Consider the following 15,798-nt stretch of genomic DNA (forward strand, 5'->3'; position numbering starts at 1 on the left):
ACAACGCATATCCATCAGTTTCTGATCTTACAGAAATAACAGCAAGGGAGAAGCGACATGGCACGGCACCATCTCGACACGATCGACCCCGCGCTCCGCCACGTAGCCTGGCGCGATCTGGTGGCGATGCGTCCGCGCGATGGGCTGGTCGAGTGCCTCCACCCGATCCCCTGGCTCGCCGTTTCGCTGACCGCTGCCGCATTCGGCATCTGGCCGCTCGCCGCGCTCGCCTCCTTCCTGTTCTTCCTCACCGCGCTGCGGCTGAACCATGAGGCGATCCACCATAATCTTGGCTTCGGGCCGAGCGGTCACCGCGTCGTCCTCCACGCGCTCAGCGCGGTGATGCTCGGCTCCAACAGCTCGGTCGCGTTCAACCATCTCCACCATCACAGCAAGGTCGGGACCGACGACGATATCGAGGGCCGCTGCGGCCAGATGACGCTGTGGCAGGTGCTGTGCTTCGGCCCGCGCTTTCCGCTCGAGACGCATCTCTATGGCTGGCGCAACGGCGGCCCGGTCCTGCGGCGGCGCATGGCAATCGACCTGACGCTCAACCTCGCCGTGATCGGCACCGCGCTCGCGACCCTGTCCCCGCCTTTGCTCTACCATATCGCCGCAATGGTCACCGCCCAGTGCCTCACCGCCTTCTTCGCGGTGTGGATCACCCATCATGGCTGCGACGGCGCCCTGATCGCCCGCACGCAGCGCGGCCGCCTGCTCAACCTCGTCAGCTACAACATGTTCTTCCACCTGGAGCACCATTTGTTCCCGGCCGTCCCGGTGAGCCGCCTGCCGCTCCTCGCTGAGCGGATCGATAATGCTGCGCCAATGCTGGGGGCAAAGATGGTGGTGCCTGTTCGGCTTGGATTTCACGCGATGAAGGAAGTAAAATAATGCGTCGTGTTACCTATTTGGGCGGTGTTGCTCGGGCGGTGCTCGCCGCTGGTCCGATCTTCGTTCTCGCGGTTACCTTTGGTAGCCTCTTGGTCGATCCGGGCGCATTCGATCCTATCTGGCTTTTCACCATCATCCCTGTCCTGATGATGTCTATAGCAATTGGCATGTTGATCTCTGCCGTCCCGATTGTTGTCGGTGGAGCGGCCATGGCGTTTGCCGGCGTCAAATGGCCTCGAACGCGCGGACGCGAAATCTGGGCTGGAGCGGGTGCGATGCTGGGCATGGCGCTCGTCCTCCCGCTCGATATTCCCGGCACACCCAGCAGCTGGGAGCATTATGCCCTGATGGCGTTCACGGGGGGCATCTGCGCCCTGATTGTCCGGCGCGGCACCTACTGGTCCGTGGACAATGCCTGACTCACCCCCCACGCGATCAGCGCCTGCGCTGCGAAGTAAGTGGGCCAGATCAACAGGCTCGGGATCGCCGATCCTTCAAGCGGCCCGAAGCGTGAGAAAATCAGCAGGTCCGACGCCACGAACAACACCGCGCCCAGCCCGACGCGATAGCGCGGAAAGCGGCTGGTCCAGGCGAGCGCCGCCATCACGCCCAGAAACGCCGAATAGGCTCCAGCCTGCACCGCCCCACCCGTAGGCGCAGCAAACAGCGCCGCAATCCCGATCGTCGCCGGAGCGAGCAACCACCCGAAAGCCCGCTGGCTCGGCGTCAGCGCCTCCCGCCGATTGCGCCAATACAGCACGCACGCCACGAGATGCCCCGCCGCAGATGCCGCGCCGCCGACGACCAGCCCGTGCGTCTCTAGCAACAAATCGCCCAACGCCCCCAACGCCAGCGCCCCCGTCAACAACCACCCGTCCGTGCCCCGCGCCCGCGTCGCCGCCCAGATCGCCAGCAATGCCACGCCGCTCGTCTTCCACACCGGCCCCCACGCACCCGGCTCGACCAGCCCCCATGCCTCCAGGCAATAGCTCGCCCCCGCGACCACAGCCGCCCCGAACAGCCACCCCATCCCATACCCTTTCCTACAAGCCCCGCCTTGGCGTAAGGGCATCGACAGAGGCGTCCGGCACCACCGGACATGTGTCAAGCGCGCGCATGACAACCCTCCATTTTTGTAAGTTTCCCCACCACCGGGTGTCAGGCTCGAATTCTATGAATGCCCATTTAGTCCATATCATCGGCGGCGGCCTCGCCGGGTCGGAAGCGGCGTGGCAGCTCGCCCAAGCCGGTATCCGCGTGAAGCTGTCCGAAATGCGAGGGTCTGGCGACATGACCCCGGCGCACCAGACCGATGGCCTTGCCGAACTCGTCTGCTCGAACAGCTTCCGCTCCGACGATGCCGAGCGCAATGCGGTGGGGCTGCTGCATCAGGAGATGCGCGACCTCGGCTCCCTGATCATCGCCAAGGGCGACGAGCACAAGGTTCCCGCCGGTTCGGCGCTGGCGGTTGACCGCGACCTGTTCTCGCAAGGTGTGACCGCCGCGCTCGAAGCCCACCCCAACATCACCATCGTCCGCGAACGCATCGACCAGCTTCCCGTCGAGGGGCTGACGATCGTCGCCACCGGCCCGCTCACCGCCCCCGGCCTCGCCGACAGCATCGGCGCCGCCACCGGCAGCGACGCGCTCGCATTCTTCGACGCCATCGCCCCGATCGTCCATTTCGAGAGCATCGACATGGACAAGGCGTGGTTCCAGTCGCGCTGGGACAAGGTGGGGCCCGGCGGCAATGGCAAGGATTACATCAACTGCCCGATGACCAAGGACCAGTATCTGGCCTTTCATCAGGGCCTGCTCGACGGCGAAAAGACGCAGTTCAAGGACTGGGAGAACGTCCCCTATTTCGAAGGCTGCATGCCGATCGAGGTGATGGCGGAGCGCGGTGTCGACACCTTGCGCTACGGCCCGATGAAGGGCGTCGGGCTCGACGATCCGCGGACCGCGTGTGACGAATTTCCCAACGGCCGCTGGCCCTATGCCGTCGTCCAGCTACGGCAGGACAATGCCACCGGCACGCTGTGGAACATGGTCGGCTTCCAGACCAAGCTCAAATATGCCGAGCAGGTGCGCCTGTTCCGCACCATCCCCGGCCTCGAAAATGCCGAGTTCGCCCGGCTCGGCGGCCTCCACCGCAACACCTTCATCCGCTCGCCCGAGCTGCTCGACGCGACCCTGCGGTTGAAGAGCCGCCCGCATATCCGCTTTGCCGGGCAGGTGACGGGGTGCGAGGGCTATGTCGAAAGCAGCGCCATCGGCCTGCTTGCGGGCCGCTTCGCCGCGGCGGAAATCCTCGGCCGTAACCTGACGCCACCCCCGGTCGAAACCGCGCTCGGCGCGCTGCTCGGCCACATTACGGGCGCGGCAGAGGTCGAAACCTATCAGCCGATGAACGTCAATTTCGGCCTGATGCCGCCGATCGAGGGGCGAACGAAAAAGGCCGACCGCAAACTCCTCTACACCGCCCGCGCCCGCGCGGCGTTCGCGGAGTGGCTGAAAGCGGCCTGAGCTACTCCTCCGCCTCGGCCAGCGCCTTGGCCACCTCGGCCCGGCAGTCGCAGCGCGGGGTGGTCTTGGGCTTGCGCTTCGGCGCGGTGGTGGCAAATTCAGCGCGGGTCAGCGTGCCGGACTTGTCCTTGTCGGCGGCGGCGAACTTGTCGCTGGTCCGCACCGACCATTCCTCGAACGACAGCCGTCCGTCGCCATTCTTGTCCAGCTTGGCAAAGGCCTTGCGCCGCGGCTGCTGCAATTCGGCCAGCGAAATCAGCCCGTTCTTGTCCTTGTCATTGCGGTCAAACCGCTTCTCCTCCCGGGTTCGGTCGGGGGCTTGCGGAACCTCGGCAACCTCCTCGACAGCCTCGCCACTCTGCGCGGCCTTGGCTGGCGGAGGCGAAGGCAGCGGTTCACGGGTCGCACTTCCCTGGAACAGAAACACCCCAGCCCCGGCCATCAACAGCGCCGCGAGGCCGCCCGCAAAATATCGCCACATGCCGACTCTCCCCTGTCGCCGCGACAGGCTAACGCCTTCAGCAGCGGCAGCAAGCCGTCACCGCCCGGTTATTCGGTGCCACAAGACCCGTCCCGTCCGTTGCGGCGAACCCGGCGCGACGCCCGCAAGCTCCATCCGCGCCAGATGCGCCATCGCCCCCAGCGCCCGGCCATTCCGGCTCCAAGGGGCACCGCAGGCTTCGTCCAGTGCAGCCTCCGCCATCCGGCGCGCCGCCGCTGCCTCGCCGGGATCGCTCAGCTTGCCAGCCAGATCGGCCAGCGCCCAGCCCTCGCCCCCCAGCGCCAGCGGGTCGCTCCCCCGCAGCACCCGCCACCGCTCCGGCGATCGCGAACAATGTCCGCCCCCGCGCGCCGTGCAGCGTCAGCGCCGCATCGTCCAGCTCGGCCTGGAGCAGGCTCTGCCACCCCTCGACCATCTCCGCGACCCTTGCCCCGGTGATGCCATCTCGCACCACATCGCGCGCGATGCCCTGCAACACCGGCTCGGGCGGCGGCGGCGCGGCGTCGAGCCGGGACAGCGCGTCATGCCACCATTGCACCCGGATCTGCCCCAGCATCGGCTCGCTCGTGGTGCGCAGCGTTTCGGCGAGTTTGTCATCGAGCGCCAACAGCGCTTCGAGCGCCGCCGCAGCCCCGGGGCTTGGCGCATAGGTCATCACCAGGCGGCGCTCGGCATCGATCACCCGCCTACTCCGCGCCACACAGTCCTGATCGTTTCGTTAACCATGCGCCTTCAATCCCCGTTAGCCCAACTTCGCGCATAGCAGATGCAGGAACCGGGGATCCCATATCATGCCGTTGCGCCCAACCACCGTGACCAGCGCTCGCGCCACGATGGCCGCGCTTGCGCGCGACAAGCGCGGCAACACGCTTGCCATCGTCGCCGCATCGCTGATTCCCTTGGCGGGAATGGTTGGTGGCGGCGTCGACTTGAGCCGCATGTACATCGTCAAGACACGGCTGCAACATGCCTGCGACGCCGGTGCGCTTGCCGGGCGCAAGCAGATGGGCGGTGGCACATGGGCGTTCAACAACTACGCCGCGCGCGGTGCCGCCGAACGCTTCTTCGACGCGAATATCCAGGAGACGCCCTATGGCGCGTCTTCGGTGACCAAGAGCTACACCGAAAGCGCCGGCAAGGTGACCGGCGTCGCGAGCGCGACGCTGCCGATGACGCTGATGCGCGTACTGGGCAAGACGACAGAAACGCTGAGCGTCACCTGCGACGCCGAAATGCGCCTCCCCAATACCGATGTGATGTTCGTACTCGACACGACGGGGTCGATGGCGAGCAAGGCGGTCAACACCGACAGCCAGACCAAGATGGAAGCGCTGAAGTCGGCGGTGAAGTGCTTCTACGAAACCGTCGCCCGGCTCGACACAACAGAGAATTGCGTCGGCGGTGCGCCGTCAGGCGGCACAAGCAACACGGTCCAGATCCGCTTCGGCTTCATGCCCTATGCGACCAATGTGAACGTCGGGAAGCTGCTGCCCACCGCCTATATCGCTGACAGCTGGCCCTATCAGTCGCGCGAGCCGCAGTTCACCACGACGACCCAGACAATCTGGTCCGACGGCGCGACCACGCAGACGGGTACCGGGTGGGACCGCGACGATTCAGGTAGTTGGAACAACGCGCCATCCAGCACCAACACCACCGCGTCGAGCACCAGCGACTGCCAGTCCAAGGTGCCCGGCAATGAGCTCACATCAAGCTGGGGGGTGAGTCGGGTCGACTCAACGAAAGTACGTCAGGCGGCAACCCGCGCACTGTCACCTGGTACACCCGCGAGAACGCGGAATGGTACGAGTATCGCTATCGGGACTATCGCTCGACGGACGGACGGTGCCGGTTCCAGCGGCGCACCGCAGACGGATATTTCCTGCGCTATTACAGCATGCCACAGACGGGCACTGAAACGACTGTCCAGACGTTCAACCGCTGGCGCTATGCGCAGATCACGCACAATATCAGCGGCCTGAAGAACGGCACCAGCTGGAACAATTCGGTCAGCCTGCCGATCGGCTATCAGGGCGCGGCGCGCAGCGTGAACTGGGACGGGTGTATCGAGGAGCGCGCGACCGTCTCACAGGCGAGCTACGCCCCGATCCCCTCGGGCGCGAAGGATCTCGACATCGACCTCGTCCCCAACTCGGGCGACGCGACCACCTTGTGGGGTCCGGCATTGCCCGGCGCGATCTTCGCACGCGACGTCACCACATCGTGGAACCAGCTCGACCGGAACGAGGCGCTGACGACGACCGACTATTACAACAATGTCCCCTATTATTGTCCGGAAGAGGCCAAGAAGCTCCAGTCCTGGCCGACCGCCTCGACCTTCGAGAGCTATGTCAACGGGCTGACTCCGAGCGGCAACACCTATCACGATATCGGTCTGCTCTGGGGCGCACGGTTCGTGTCGCCGACGGGAATCTTCCGCTCGGAGAATGAATATACTCCCCAGGGCGGTGAGATCGAACGCCACCTGATCTTCATGACCGATGGCGAAGCGTGTACCGGCGACACCGATTATGCCGCGTATGGCTTCCCCTGGCTCGACCGCCGCACGACGGATCCGTCAAGCGCGCCGACCGGCGGCTGTCTGACTACTGGAACGATCACGCAACAGGTAAACGCCCGGACTCAGGCCATCTGCACTGCGGTCAAGAACAAGAACATCACGCTGTGGGTGATCTGGTTCGGTGCGCAGAGCGCCACGATCGAAGGGATGATGCAGAGCTGCGCCACCACCGGCCGCTACTTCGCGGCGCGCAACTCGACCGACCTGCAGAACACCTTCCGCTCGATCGCGGACCAGATTTCCCAGTTGAGACTTACGAAGTGAAGCGGCGATTCTCCCTCCGTCGCTTCGCCCCCGGCGCGCTCAGGCGCGACGAGTCGGGTGCCACCATCGTCGAATTCGCGATGGTGGCACCCGTCCTTGGCTTTGTCCTGCTCGGCGCCTTCGACGTGGCCCACACGCTGTACACCCGCGCTGCATTGCAGGGCGTGGTGCAAAAGACCGCACGCGACTCGACGCTTGAGAGCGGGGGCGAAACGGCGACCCAGGCTTTGCTGGACGAAAAGGTGAAGGCTCAGGCCAAGGCGTTGGCGAATAACGCGACAATCACCATCACCCGCCGCTTCTACCGGACCTTCAGCGAGGCGGCCGCCGCGCGCGCGGAAACGTGGACCGACACCAACAGCAATGGCGTGTGCGACGCCGGCGAACCCTATGAGGACGCCAACCGCAACAATGTCTGGGATCGCGACGGTGGCAATGCCGGACAGGGCGGTGCGAAAGACGCAACGCTCTACACGGTTTCCGCCACCTATCCCCGGATGTTCCCCTTCTACAACCTGATCGGCGGATCGCGCACCACCACGATCACCGCATCGACGGTGCTGCGCAACCAGCCCTTTGGCGATCAGGGTAACTATGGCGCGATGCAGGTGCGCAACTGCACATGAACCGTTTCCGCTCCCTCCGCCGTCTGGGCGCCGACACGGGCGGGGTGGCGATGCTCGAATTCGCCTTCTCGCTGCCGATCCTGCTGGCGCTCAGCCTGACCGGGGCTGAGCTTACCAACTACATTATCAGCCGGATGCGGATCAGCCAGATTGCGTTGCACCTGGCCGACAACGCCGCGCGGATCGGGTCGGGCAGCCAGCTGCAAGCCAAGACGATCAATGAAGCTGATATCAATGACCTGCTGACCGGTGCCGGCCTTCAGTCGGGTGAGCTTGGTCTGTTCACCCATGGCCGCGTCATCATTTCCAGCCTTGAGCCGGACCCCGCCAACAGCGGCAAGAACCGCATCCGCTGGCAACGCTGCCGCGGCGCGAAGACCGCGCAGACTTCGGCTTACGGCAATGCCGGTGCGACCAACCTCAACGGCATGGGCAAGACCGGACGCCTCGCCACCGCGCCGACCGACGGCGTGACAATGTATGTCGAGGTCTATTACGAATATCAGCCGCTGCTGAAGGCGTCGCTCGCGCCCAACACCAATTTTCGCGAGGAAGCGTCGATGATGGTGCGGGACCGCCGCGACACGGTGGGCGGCACCAACGGCGTCTATCAGGTCAGCGGCGTCACGGCGTCGACTTGCTGATCGGGGCGCCCCTCCCCTGGTGGAGAGGAGCGCGCAATTCTCACCGATATGTAACCTTCTTCACCCCGGCCACCACCTTGTCGGCCGTGATCAGCGCGAGCTTCTCAAGGTTCGCGGCATAGGGCAGCGGCACGTCCTCGTTGGTCACGCGGATCACCGGTGCGTCGAGGTCGTCGAAGCCCTGCTCCATGCACACCGCGACGATTTCCGACGCGATCGAGCAGACCGGCCAGCCTTCCTCGACCACCACCATGCGGTTGGTCTTCTTCAGGCTCTTGAGCACGGTTGCGGTGTCGAGCGGGCGCAGCGTGCGCAGGTCGATCACCTCGGCATCGATGCCCTCTTCGGCCAGCTTCTCTGCGGCCTCGAGCGCGACGCCCACGCCGATCGAATAGCTGACCAGCGTGACATCCTTGCCCTCACGCACGATGCGCGCCTTGCCGATCGGCAGCACCCAGTCGTCGAGCTTGGGCACGTCGAAGCTGCGGCCGTACATCAGCTCATTCTCGAGGAACACGACCGGGTCTTCCGACCGGATCGCCGCCTTGAGCAGCCCCTTGGCGTCCGCCGCGTCATAGGGCGCGATCACGATCAGGCCCGGGACGCTGGCGTACCACGGGCCATAATTCTGGCTGTGCTGCGCGCCGACGCGGCTCGCCGCGCCGTTGGGACCGCGGAACACGATCGGGCAGCGCATCTGGCCGCCCGACATGTAGTTTGTCTTCGCGGCCGAGTTGATGATGTGGTCGATCGCCTGCATCGCGAAGTTGAACGTCATGAACTCGACGATCGGCTTGAGGCCACCCATCGCCGCGCCCGACCCGATGCCGGCAAAGCCATATTCGGTGATCGGCGTGTCGATCACGCGGCGCGGACCGAATTCGTCGAGCAGACCCTGGGTCACCTTGTAGGCGCCCTGATATTCCGCGACTTCCTCGCCCATCACGAACACGCGATCGTCCGAGCGCATTTCCTCGGCCATCGCGTCGCGCAGCGCTTCGCGGACCGTCGTCTTGACCATCTCGGTACCCGCAGGAAGTTCGGGATCGGCGACGCTCGCCGCCTTGTCGCTCGCCAGCTGCTTGGTGCCGCTGTCGGCCTTTTTCGGGCCGCCATCCTCACCAGCTTCAGACTCGGCAGCCTTCTGCTCCTGTGCCGGAGCCTCGGCCTTCGCAGCAACGGGCGCAGGTGCCGAAGCATCCTCGCCCTCGCCCGCGATCGTCGCGATCACGGTGCCGACCTTCACGCCATCGGTGCCTTCGGCGACCAGAATCTGCGCAAGCGTGCCTTCATCGACCGCTTCGAATTCCATCGTCGCCTTGTCGGTTTCAATCTCGGCGATGATATCGCCCGACTTGATCGTATCGCCTTCCTTCACCAGCCACTTGGCGAGGGTTCCCTCTTCCATCGTGGGCGAGAGCGCGGGCATTTTCAGCTCGATCGCCATTTCAGTACGTCTCCACCAGAACGTCGGTATACAGCTCGGCCGGATCCGGCTCCGGCGCCTGCTCGGCAAAGTCGGCCGACTCGTTCACCGCCTTGCGGATCTCGGCCTCGATCGCCTTCAGCTCGTCTTCCTTGACGCCGATCGCCTCCAGTTCCTTCTTCACGCCCTCGATCGGGTCACTCTTCTCGCGCACCGACTGGACCTCGTCGCGCGAGCGATACTTGGCCGGGTCGGACATCGAATGGCCGCGATAGCGATAGGTCTTCATCTCGAGGATGATCGGCCCCTTGCCGGCGCGGACCCATGCCAGCGCTTCCTCGGCCGCGCCACGGCACGCCAGCACGTCCATGCCGTCGACCTGGAGGCCCGGAATGCGGAAGCTCTCGCCGCGCTTGTACAGCTGGTCCTCGGACGATGCGCGGTTGACGCTGGTGCCCATGGCGTACTGGTTGTTCTCGATCACGAAGATGATCGGGAGCTTCCACAGCTCGGCCATGTTGAAGGTCTCATAGACCTGGCCCTGGTTCGCCGCGCCGTCGCCGAAATAGGCCATCGCGACGCCACCATCCCCGCGATACTTGTGCGCAAAGGCAAGGCCCGCGCCGAGCGAAACCTGCGCGCCGACGATGCCGTGCCCGCCGTAGAACTTCTTCTCGGTCGAGAACATGTGCATCGACCCGCCCTTGCCGCGGCTGATGCCCGCGGCGCGACCGGTCAGTTCGGCCATGATCTCCTTGGGATCGATGCCATATGCGAGCATGTGGCCATGGTCGCGATAGCCGGTGATCACCGAGTCCTTGTCACCGTCCAGCGCCGACTGAAGGCCGACCGCGACCGCCTCCTGGCCGATATAGAGGTGACAAAAGCCGCCGATGAAGCCGAGGCCGTACAGCTGCCCCGCCTTTTCCTCGAAGCGGCGGATGAGCAGCATCTGGCGATAGAATTCGAGCAGCTCCTCCTTCGATGCCTCGTACCGTTTTGGTTCGTTTGGGCGCTCGCGGTTTGTCGGAGCCGGTTCGATAGTGCGGCCCTTGGCCGGGGATTTTGCCACGATGATCCTCATCCTGGGGAAAGACGGAAGCGGCCCTATAGGCCGGTTATCGCCCCGGGCGCAATGGCTGGCGCCGGTAGTAACGAATGCATCTAACGTTACGGTCTGGCGGATGCGGGCCTTGCCCGGGGACACGGGGGCAAAGCGGCACGAGGGGCCAGCGCGGGGCCATGCATTCATAGCTGGGATGACCGGAATCGCGTGTGGCGCGCGAAGCGCGCCGATCATCGCCAGGTAAAGGGGGGGCAGAGGCTCCGCCCCCCCTTCTGTTGCTCTAAATGTTAGACGCTCGCTTTATCGGCCTCGCATCTGCACGCGACTGCATCATCCGAAGATCTCGCAGCGGCACCCAGTTCGGGCGACCTCGGGCAATCGGTCAGCAGCGCGCCCTGAAGGATCATTCCGGTCGGACCGTGCGGGTTCGTAACCCGCACCTCGATCGTATGTGTTCCCGCGCCGACCGGGACGCTGAAGCTGGCGAAATTGGGTACCTGGAACCCGAGATTACCGCCGGCGGTCGATGCGACCACGTTGCCGCCGATGCTCAACTGTCCGCTATTGTCGGCTCCGAAACGCCCCTTCAGCGAGACCTTGCCACCGATCACGCACTTCGGCACTACAATCGTCAGCTTGTAGATATAGGTACCCGTCGACGGTGTCGCCGGCCCGACCCATCCCGCCGGAGCGGCAGCGCCCCAAGCGGGGTTGGAGACATTGCTGACAGCCTGCGCTGCCCCATTCCCCAATGCAACCGTCCATGGTGCCGTGCGCGTGTTGATCGAAGCAGACTGCTGGCTTCCATCGACACATCGACAACAAATCGCGCGAACGACCTTTGCAGGACCGGCCGCCTGCACCGGTGCTCCCGCTGGTGCGCTCGCGGTTGTCAGCGTCATCGCCAACGCTGCGGCGACGGTGCCAATTCTAGGATATATGCTCGATTTCATAGTGCTATCCCTCTTCCCGGCCATATCTGGCGGTGGGGAGCATCCGGCGACGTGAGATGCATGTCGATTCACCTCGTCTGGTCCGTTCGGACCAGCGCATCGCAGCATTCAGGGAAGCGCCGCGAGCAATCTCACCGCCTCCGCCTGGGTCATGACGCAGCATTTGGCGAATATACCATGCAGGTGATTGCGCGCGGTGTTGTGCGCCATCCCCGCTGCCGCAGCGGCAGAGGCCAATCCCCCTGCCCGCACCAGTTCGATCGCCAGATCGGCTTCACGCTGGGTCAGCCCGAACACTTCGCGCAGCACCACCGGATCGGGAAGATGCACGATGCCAAGGTCGAAGATGTGCACCGCACAGACAACTTCGCCGCATGACGTCGCGATCACCCGGACCAGATAGGGCCGGCAGCCCGAATTCCGGGTCACCAGCATCTGCATCCGCATAGCCGGGTGCGCGGCAGGCCCTCGCGACAGGCCGCAGGATATCATCTGGCACAAACGCCGGGTTTCGGGGCCCCGCACGGCGGCAAACCCGTCACATTCCCAACGAAGGCCATCTCGCGCCGCCAATATCGCGCGCGCGCCGTCGTCGACAAAGGACGGGTTGCCTACCCCGTCAAGCAGGATCAGGCCGCTGACCCGCGCCGCCAGCGCCTGCTGAAGCAGAGACTGAACCTGCGCCGCCTGTTCGGCGAAGACCGGTATGGCGGCTGCGGTGGGTGAAGACGGGTCGACCCCACCAGCCATGCCTGGCCGGTCGATCCCCCGCGTCGCGGCAATGGGCGTTTCCGTCACGGCATCGCCGTGCACGTTCTGCGTCACCATATTTCGGTTACCCCGCGGTGACTATACCGCAACCGAAATGGTTTCGCAAAACGGGAAGGACGCGGATACGCTGGTGCGCTGCCGCTCCGCTCAATCGAGCGTGACGATCACCTCGTCGGGGTGGACGACATTGAGCTTCTTGCGGGTCAGTTCGTCGACCATGTCGGGATCGGCGCCGCTCTGCTTGAGCAGCGCCACCCGGTTGCGCAGCTGTGCGCGTTGCGCCTCCAGCTTGGCGAGTTCGGCCTTCTTGACGTCGAGCTGGCGCTTGTAGTCGCCATAGACCAGCACCCCGTTCGGACCCAGCACCGCCGAATAGGCGAAAAAGCCCATCAGGATGATCGCCACGGCGGGAAGACCGGCGCGACGCAGGATCGTGTTGAACGGGGTGGACCGGCTCATAGGGTTAATCTCGCGCAAACCGAGTCGGCGATCAACCCCGTAGAATTCCGCGACCGGCATAAACCGACGCATCGCCCAGTTCTTCCTCGATGCGGATCAACTGGTTGTACTTGGCGAGCCGGTCCGACCGCGCGAGCGACCCGGTCTTGATCTGCCCGCAATTGGTCGCGACCGCGAGGTCGGCGATGGTCGCATCCTCGGTCTCGCCCGAACGGTGCGACATGACGGCGGTGTAGGACGACCGCTGCGCCAGGCTCACCGCCTCCAGCGTCTCGGTCAGCGTGCCGATCTGGTTGACCTTGACCAGCAGCGAATTGGCATAGCCGCCATCGATGCCGCGCTTCAGCCGCTTCGGATTGGTCACGAACAGGTCGTCGCCGACCAGCTGGACCTTGCCGCCCAGCTTCTCGGTCAGCGCCTTCCACCCGTCCCAATCATCCTCGGCCATGCCGTCTTCGATCGAGAAGATCGGGTAGCCCGCGCACAGATCGGCCAGGAAATCGGCATTTTGCGCCGATGTCAGGGTCTTGCCCTCACCCACCATCTTGTATGCGCCGTCGCGATAATATTCGGTCGCGGCGCAATCGAGCGCGAGCATCACGTCGTCGCCGGGCTTGTACCCCGCCTTCTCGATGCTCGCCATGATGAAGTCGAGCGCTTCGCGAGTCGACGCGATGTTGGGCGCAAAACCGCCCTCGTCGCCCACTGCGGTCGACAGGCCCTTGTCGTGCAGGCCCTTCTTCAGCGTGTGGAAAATCTCCGCACCACAGCGCACCGCCTCGGCCAGCGAGTCTGCGCCGACCGGCACGATCATGAACTCCTGAAAATCGATCGCATTGTCGGCATGCTCGCCGCCATTGATGATGTTCATCATCGGCACGGGCAGCACATGCGCCGAAACGCCGCCGACATAGCGATAGAGCCGCAGCCCGCGCGCATCCGCCGCCGCCTTGGCGACCGCGAGGCTGACGCCCAGAATCGCGTTCGCGCCGAGCCGGCCCTTATTCTCGGTCCCGTCCAGCTCGATCATCGCATAGTCGATCTCGGCCTGATCCTCGGCATCGAGGCCGGTAATCTCCTCGGCGATCTCGCCGTTCACGCCCTCGATCGCCTCCAGCACGCCCTTGCCCAGATAGACCGACTTGTCGCCGTCGCGCTTTTCGACCGCCTCATGCGCGCCGGTCGAGGCACCCGAAGGCACCGCCGCGCGGCCGAAGCTGCCGTCTTCGAGCAGGACATCGACCTCGACCGTGGGGTTGCCGCGGCTGTCGAGAATCTGGCGCGCATGGATGTCGATGATTGCGGTCACGAAATGGCCTCCCTACGTTGGGCAATGACGGTGTCGCGCGGGCCTCTATCCCGTTCGGCGGCGTCGGGCAAATCGTGTCGTGCGGGGAACCGCGATGGGGCGGCGTGGTTGTTCGATTGGACAAGCAAAAGGATTTCGAGCGATGGCTGACGAAACTTTCCCCAAGGATCAGAGCATGGACCCCGCGACCGACGCGCTGGTCGCGACCCGCCCGGTCAAGGACACCGGCGCAGCGGGCGAAGAAGGCAAGCGCGCACCCGGCGCCTTCGTGCGCGACGAGGCGAGCAAGCTGGCCGGACAGGCGGGCGAAAAGGCGCGCTCCTTTGCCGATACCGGCAAGGACAAGGCGACCGGCGCGCTCGACGAATTCTCGAACCTGATGCGCGACGCCGCCGGGACGGTCGATGAGAAGTTGGGCGAGCAATATGGCCAATATGCCCGTTCCGCCGCCGACCAGATTTCCGGCCTTGCCGATTCGCTGCGTGGCAAGCAGGTCGACGACCTGCTCGACGATGCGCGCGAGTTCGTGAAGAAAAGCCCGGCGGTCGCGGTCGGCATTGCCGCAGGGGTCGGCTTCATCCTCGCCCGCCTGCTCAAGTCCGGGCTCGACGCCGCGGGCGACCTCGCCGACAAGGGTGATCCGGGCAACGGCCCCAAGGTGTAATCGGTGACGGGGGGCGTGCGTGGACGAACGGGATGATGACAGCATCGGCGCATTGGTGGCCCAGGCGGTCGCCGATGCGCGCGCCTTTGCCGATGCGGAAATCAGCTATTGGAAGACGCTCGCTCTCGCCCGGCTGGAGGATGCACGCGCCGCGTTGATCCTCGGCGCGATCGTGTTTCTGCTCGCCAATTCCGCTGCGATCGCGCTGATCGTGGGACTGGTGCTGATCCTCTCGCCGCATGTCGGCCCGACCGCCGCGACGTTGATCGTGTTCGTCTCTGCGCTCGCCGCCGCCGCCCTCGCGGGGCGCGCGGCGCTGCGCCGCTATCGCCGCGCCATCCGCCCCCGGAACATGCCATGAGCGACCTTCTTCCCTCCGACCTGGCCGAAGCCGAAGCGCGCAGCCGCAATGCTCGCGCGCGGCTGTTCGGAACGCTCGGCCGGATGCAGGACAAGCTCAATCCGATGGCGCTGGCGCAGGACGCGGTGGAAAATGTCGCAATCGGCGTCGCACGCGACACCGTCGCCACCGTCCGCGCCCATCCGCGCACTGTCGCAACCGTGGCAGGTGCGGCGTTGCTGTTCCTCGCCCGTCGCCCGCTCACGCGCCTGCTCGTCGGCAGTGCAACCGCAGCGGCCAAGGCGAGTTTGAAGAAACGCAGCGCAACCCCCAAATCCAGGACCAAGCCCCGTCCGAAGAAAGGATCGTCAACATGACCACTCCCCCCGCAAGACCGCGACCCCCGACCGCGCCGAGGGCATCGAGAAGAATCCGCTCGCGATCGTCGCCGGCGGCGTGGCGCTGGGCGTCGTGATCGGCGCGCTGGTCCCGCGCCTGCAAAAGGAAAAGGAACTGCTCGCCCCGGTGGGCAAGCGCATCGCCGAAGGTGCCACCGCCGCCGCTGCTGCCGCGCGCGAAGCGGGGAAGGCCGAAATTGACGCGATCCTCCCCCAGCGCGACGCCGCCAAGGAACAGATCGGCAAGATCATCGGATCGGCGTTCAGCGCAGCAAAGGACGCTGCGTCCGCCAAGGCAGACGCGTAATCATCTCTTCTCCTCCCCCGCCAGGGGGAGGATTGATGAGACCTCCGTCACCGCACGGTATTGAGTGC

Annotated in this window: 20 protein-coding genes; 11 read left to right on the forward strand and 9 right to left on the reverse strand. The window is 65.1% G+C overall.

The features are described 5' to 3' along the window. Window positions 1-57 precede the first annotated feature (57 nt). Window positions 58-894 (forward strand): fatty acid desaturase, encoded by an 837-nt coding sequence (locus LRS08_RS19625; protein ID WP_257845615.1) that lies wholly within the window; start codon window positions 58-60, stop codon window positions 892-894. After that, entirely contained in the window at window positions 894-1,313 is a 420-nt protein-coding gene (locus tag LRS08_RS19630) for a hypothetical protein (RefSeq protein ID WP_257845614.1), read from the forward strand. The genes LRS08_RS19625 and LRS08_RS19630 overlap by 1 nt, the downstream gene beginning before the upstream one ends. On the opposite strand, the gene LRS08_RS19635 is transcribed toward LRS08_RS19630, so the two are convergent. Next, window positions 1,289-1,924, reverse strand: coding sequence for a lysoplasmalogenase (locus LRS08_RS19635; RefSeq protein WP_260481148.1), 636 nt, complete (start codon window positions 1,922-1,924; stop codon window positions 1,289-1,291). The two genes, LRS08_RS19630 and LRS08_RS19635, sit on opposite strands and share 25 nt — an antisense overlap. Window positions 1,925-2,067: 143 nt before the next feature. Here LRS08_RS19635 and trmFO point away from each other — a divergent pair, with 143 nt between their 5' ends. Beyond that, complete coding sequence (trmFO, locus tag LRS08_RS19640) at window positions 2,068-3,420, forward strand: methylenetetrahydrofolate--tRNA-(uracil(54)-C(5))-methyltransferase (FADH(2)-oxidizing) TrmFO (RefSeq protein WP_257845612.1); 1,353 nt, start codon at window positions 2,068-2,070, stop codon at window positions 3,418-3,420. Between the two features lies 1 nt (window position 3,421). Here trmFO and LRS08_RS19645 read toward each other — a convergent pair whose 3' ends face one another. Further along, window positions 3,422-3,901 (reverse strand): EF-hand domain-containing protein, encoded by a 480-nt coding sequence (locus tag LRS08_RS19645; RefSeq protein ID WP_257845611.1) that lies wholly within the window; start codon window positions 3,899-3,901, stop codon window positions 3,422-3,424. Between the two features lie 37 nt (window positions 3,902-3,938). Beyond that, entirely contained in the window at window positions 3,939-4,604 is a 666-nt protein-coding gene (locus LRS08_RS19650) for a hypothetical protein (protein ID WP_260481149.1), read from the reverse strand. 109 nt (window positions 4,605-4,713) lie between these two features. Between LRS08_RS19650 and LRS08_RS19655 the strand changes: the two genes are divergently transcribed. The 4 genes from LRS08_RS19655 to LRS08_RS19670 are packed head-to-tail and all read left to right on the forward strand — an operon-like array spanning window position 4,714 to window position 8,037. Beyond that, the gene (locus LRS08_RS19655; protein ID WP_260481150.1) at window positions 4,714-5,904 is read left to right on the forward strand and encodes a TadE/TadG family type IV pilus assembly protein; all 1,191 of its coding nucleotides are present in this window, start codon (window positions 4,714-4,716) and stop codon (window positions 5,902-5,904) included. Beyond that, window positions 5,820-6,767 carry a hypothetical protein gene (locus LRS08_RS19660; RefSeq protein WP_260481151.1) on the forward strand — a complete coding sequence of 316 codons (948 nt, stop codon included), beginning with the start codon at window positions 5,820-5,822 and terminating at the stop codon, window positions 6,765-6,767. The genes LRS08_RS19655 and LRS08_RS19660 overlap by 85 nt, the downstream gene beginning before the upstream one ends. Beyond that, window positions 6,764-7,393: a TadE/TadG family type IV pilus assembly protein gene (locus tag LRS08_RS19665; RefSeq protein ID WP_257845608.1), complete on the forward strand. Its 630-nt coding sequence runs from the start codon at window positions 6,764-6,766 to the stop codon at window positions 7,391-7,393. The genes LRS08_RS19660 and LRS08_RS19665 overlap by 4 nt, the downstream gene beginning before the upstream one ends. Beyond that, window positions 7,390-8,037 carry a TadE/TadG family type IV pilus assembly protein gene (locus tag LRS08_RS19670; RefSeq protein WP_257845607.1) on the forward strand — a complete coding sequence of 216 codons (648 nt, stop codon included), beginning with the start codon at window positions 7,390-7,392 and terminating at the stop codon, window positions 8,035-8,037. The genes LRS08_RS19665 and LRS08_RS19670 overlap by 4 nt, the downstream gene beginning before the upstream one ends. A 40-nt stretch (window positions 8,038-8,077) precedes the next feature. On the opposite strand, the gene LRS08_RS19675 is transcribed toward LRS08_RS19670, so the two are convergent. The 6 genes from LRS08_RS19675 to eno form a co-directional block, all read right to left on the reverse strand. Further along, the gene (locus tag LRS08_RS19675; RefSeq protein ID WP_257845606.1) at window positions 8,078-9,484 is read right to left on the reverse strand and encodes a pyruvate dehydrogenase complex E1 component subunit beta; all 1,407 of its coding nucleotides are present in this window, start codon (window positions 9,482-9,484) and stop codon (window positions 8,078-8,080) included. Between the two features lies 1 nt (window position 9,485). Continuing rightward, on the reverse strand, window positions 9,486-10,547 hold the full coding sequence (pdhA, locus tag LRS08_RS19680; RefSeq protein WP_257845605.1) for a pyruvate dehydrogenase (acetyl-transferring) E1 component subunit alpha: 1,062 nt from the start codon (window positions 10,545-10,547) through the stop codon (window positions 9,486-9,488). 269 nt (window positions 10,548-10,816) lie between these two features. Next, the gene (locus LRS08_RS19685) at window positions 10,817-11,482 is read right to left on the reverse strand and encodes a hypothetical protein (RefSeq protein WP_260481152.1); all 666 of its coding nucleotides are present in this window, start codon (window positions 11,480-11,482) and stop codon (window positions 10,817-10,819) included. Window positions 11,483-11,590: 108 nt separating this feature from the next. Next, window positions 11,591-12,280, reverse strand: a complete 690-nt coding sequence (locus tag LRS08_RS19690) for a helix-turn-helix transcriptional regulator (protein WP_260481153.1) — start codon at window positions 12,278-12,280, stop codon at window positions 11,591-11,593. A 120-nt stretch (window positions 12,281-12,400) separates the two neighbouring features. Next, window positions 12,401-12,712, reverse strand: coding sequence for an FtsB family cell division protein (locus LRS08_RS19695; RefSeq protein ID WP_257845602.1), 312 nt, complete (start codon window positions 12,710-12,712; stop codon window positions 12,401-12,403). A gap of 31 nt (window positions 12,713-12,743) precedes the next feature. After that, a complete protein-coding gene (eno, locus tag LRS08_RS19700; RefSeq protein ID WP_257845601.1) occupies window positions 12,744-14,021 on the reverse strand; it encodes a phosphopyruvate hydratase in 1,278 nt (425 codons plus the stop codon). 142 nt (window positions 14,022-14,163) lie between these two features. On the opposite strand from eno, the gene LRS08_RS19705 reads away from it, so the two are divergent. The 4 genes from LRS08_RS19705 (at window position 14,164) to LRS08_RS19720 (ending at window position 15,730) form a co-directional block, all read left to right on the forward strand. Further along, window positions 14,164-14,685: a hypothetical protein gene (locus tag LRS08_RS19705; RefSeq protein WP_257845600.1), complete on the forward strand. Its 522-nt coding sequence runs from the start codon at window positions 14,164-14,166 to the stop codon at window positions 14,683-14,685. 19 nt (window positions 14,686-14,704) lie between these two features. Beyond that, the gene (locus LRS08_RS19710; RefSeq protein ID WP_257845599.1) at window positions 14,705-15,046 is read left to right on the forward strand and encodes a phage holin family protein; all 342 of its coding nucleotides are present in this window, start codon (window positions 14,705-14,707) and stop codon (window positions 15,044-15,046) included. Continuing rightward, window positions 15,043-15,402: a hypothetical protein gene (locus LRS08_RS19715; protein WP_257845598.1), complete on the forward strand. Its 360-nt coding sequence runs from the start codon at window positions 15,043-15,045 to the stop codon at window positions 15,400-15,402. The genes LRS08_RS19710 and LRS08_RS19715 overlap by 4 nt, the downstream gene beginning before the upstream one ends. A gap of 79 nt (window positions 15,403-15,481) precedes the next feature. Continuing rightward, a complete protein-coding gene (locus LRS08_RS19720; RefSeq protein WP_257845597.1) occupies window positions 15,482-15,730 on the forward strand; it encodes a hypothetical protein in 249 nt (82 codons plus the stop codon). Window positions 15,731-15,798 lie beyond the last annotated feature (68 nt).

The organism is Sphingomonas sp. J315, from assembly GCF_024666595.1.
Classification (GTDB): domain Bacteria; phylum Pseudomonadota; class Alphaproteobacteria; order Sphingomonadales; family Sphingomonadaceae; genus Sphingomonas.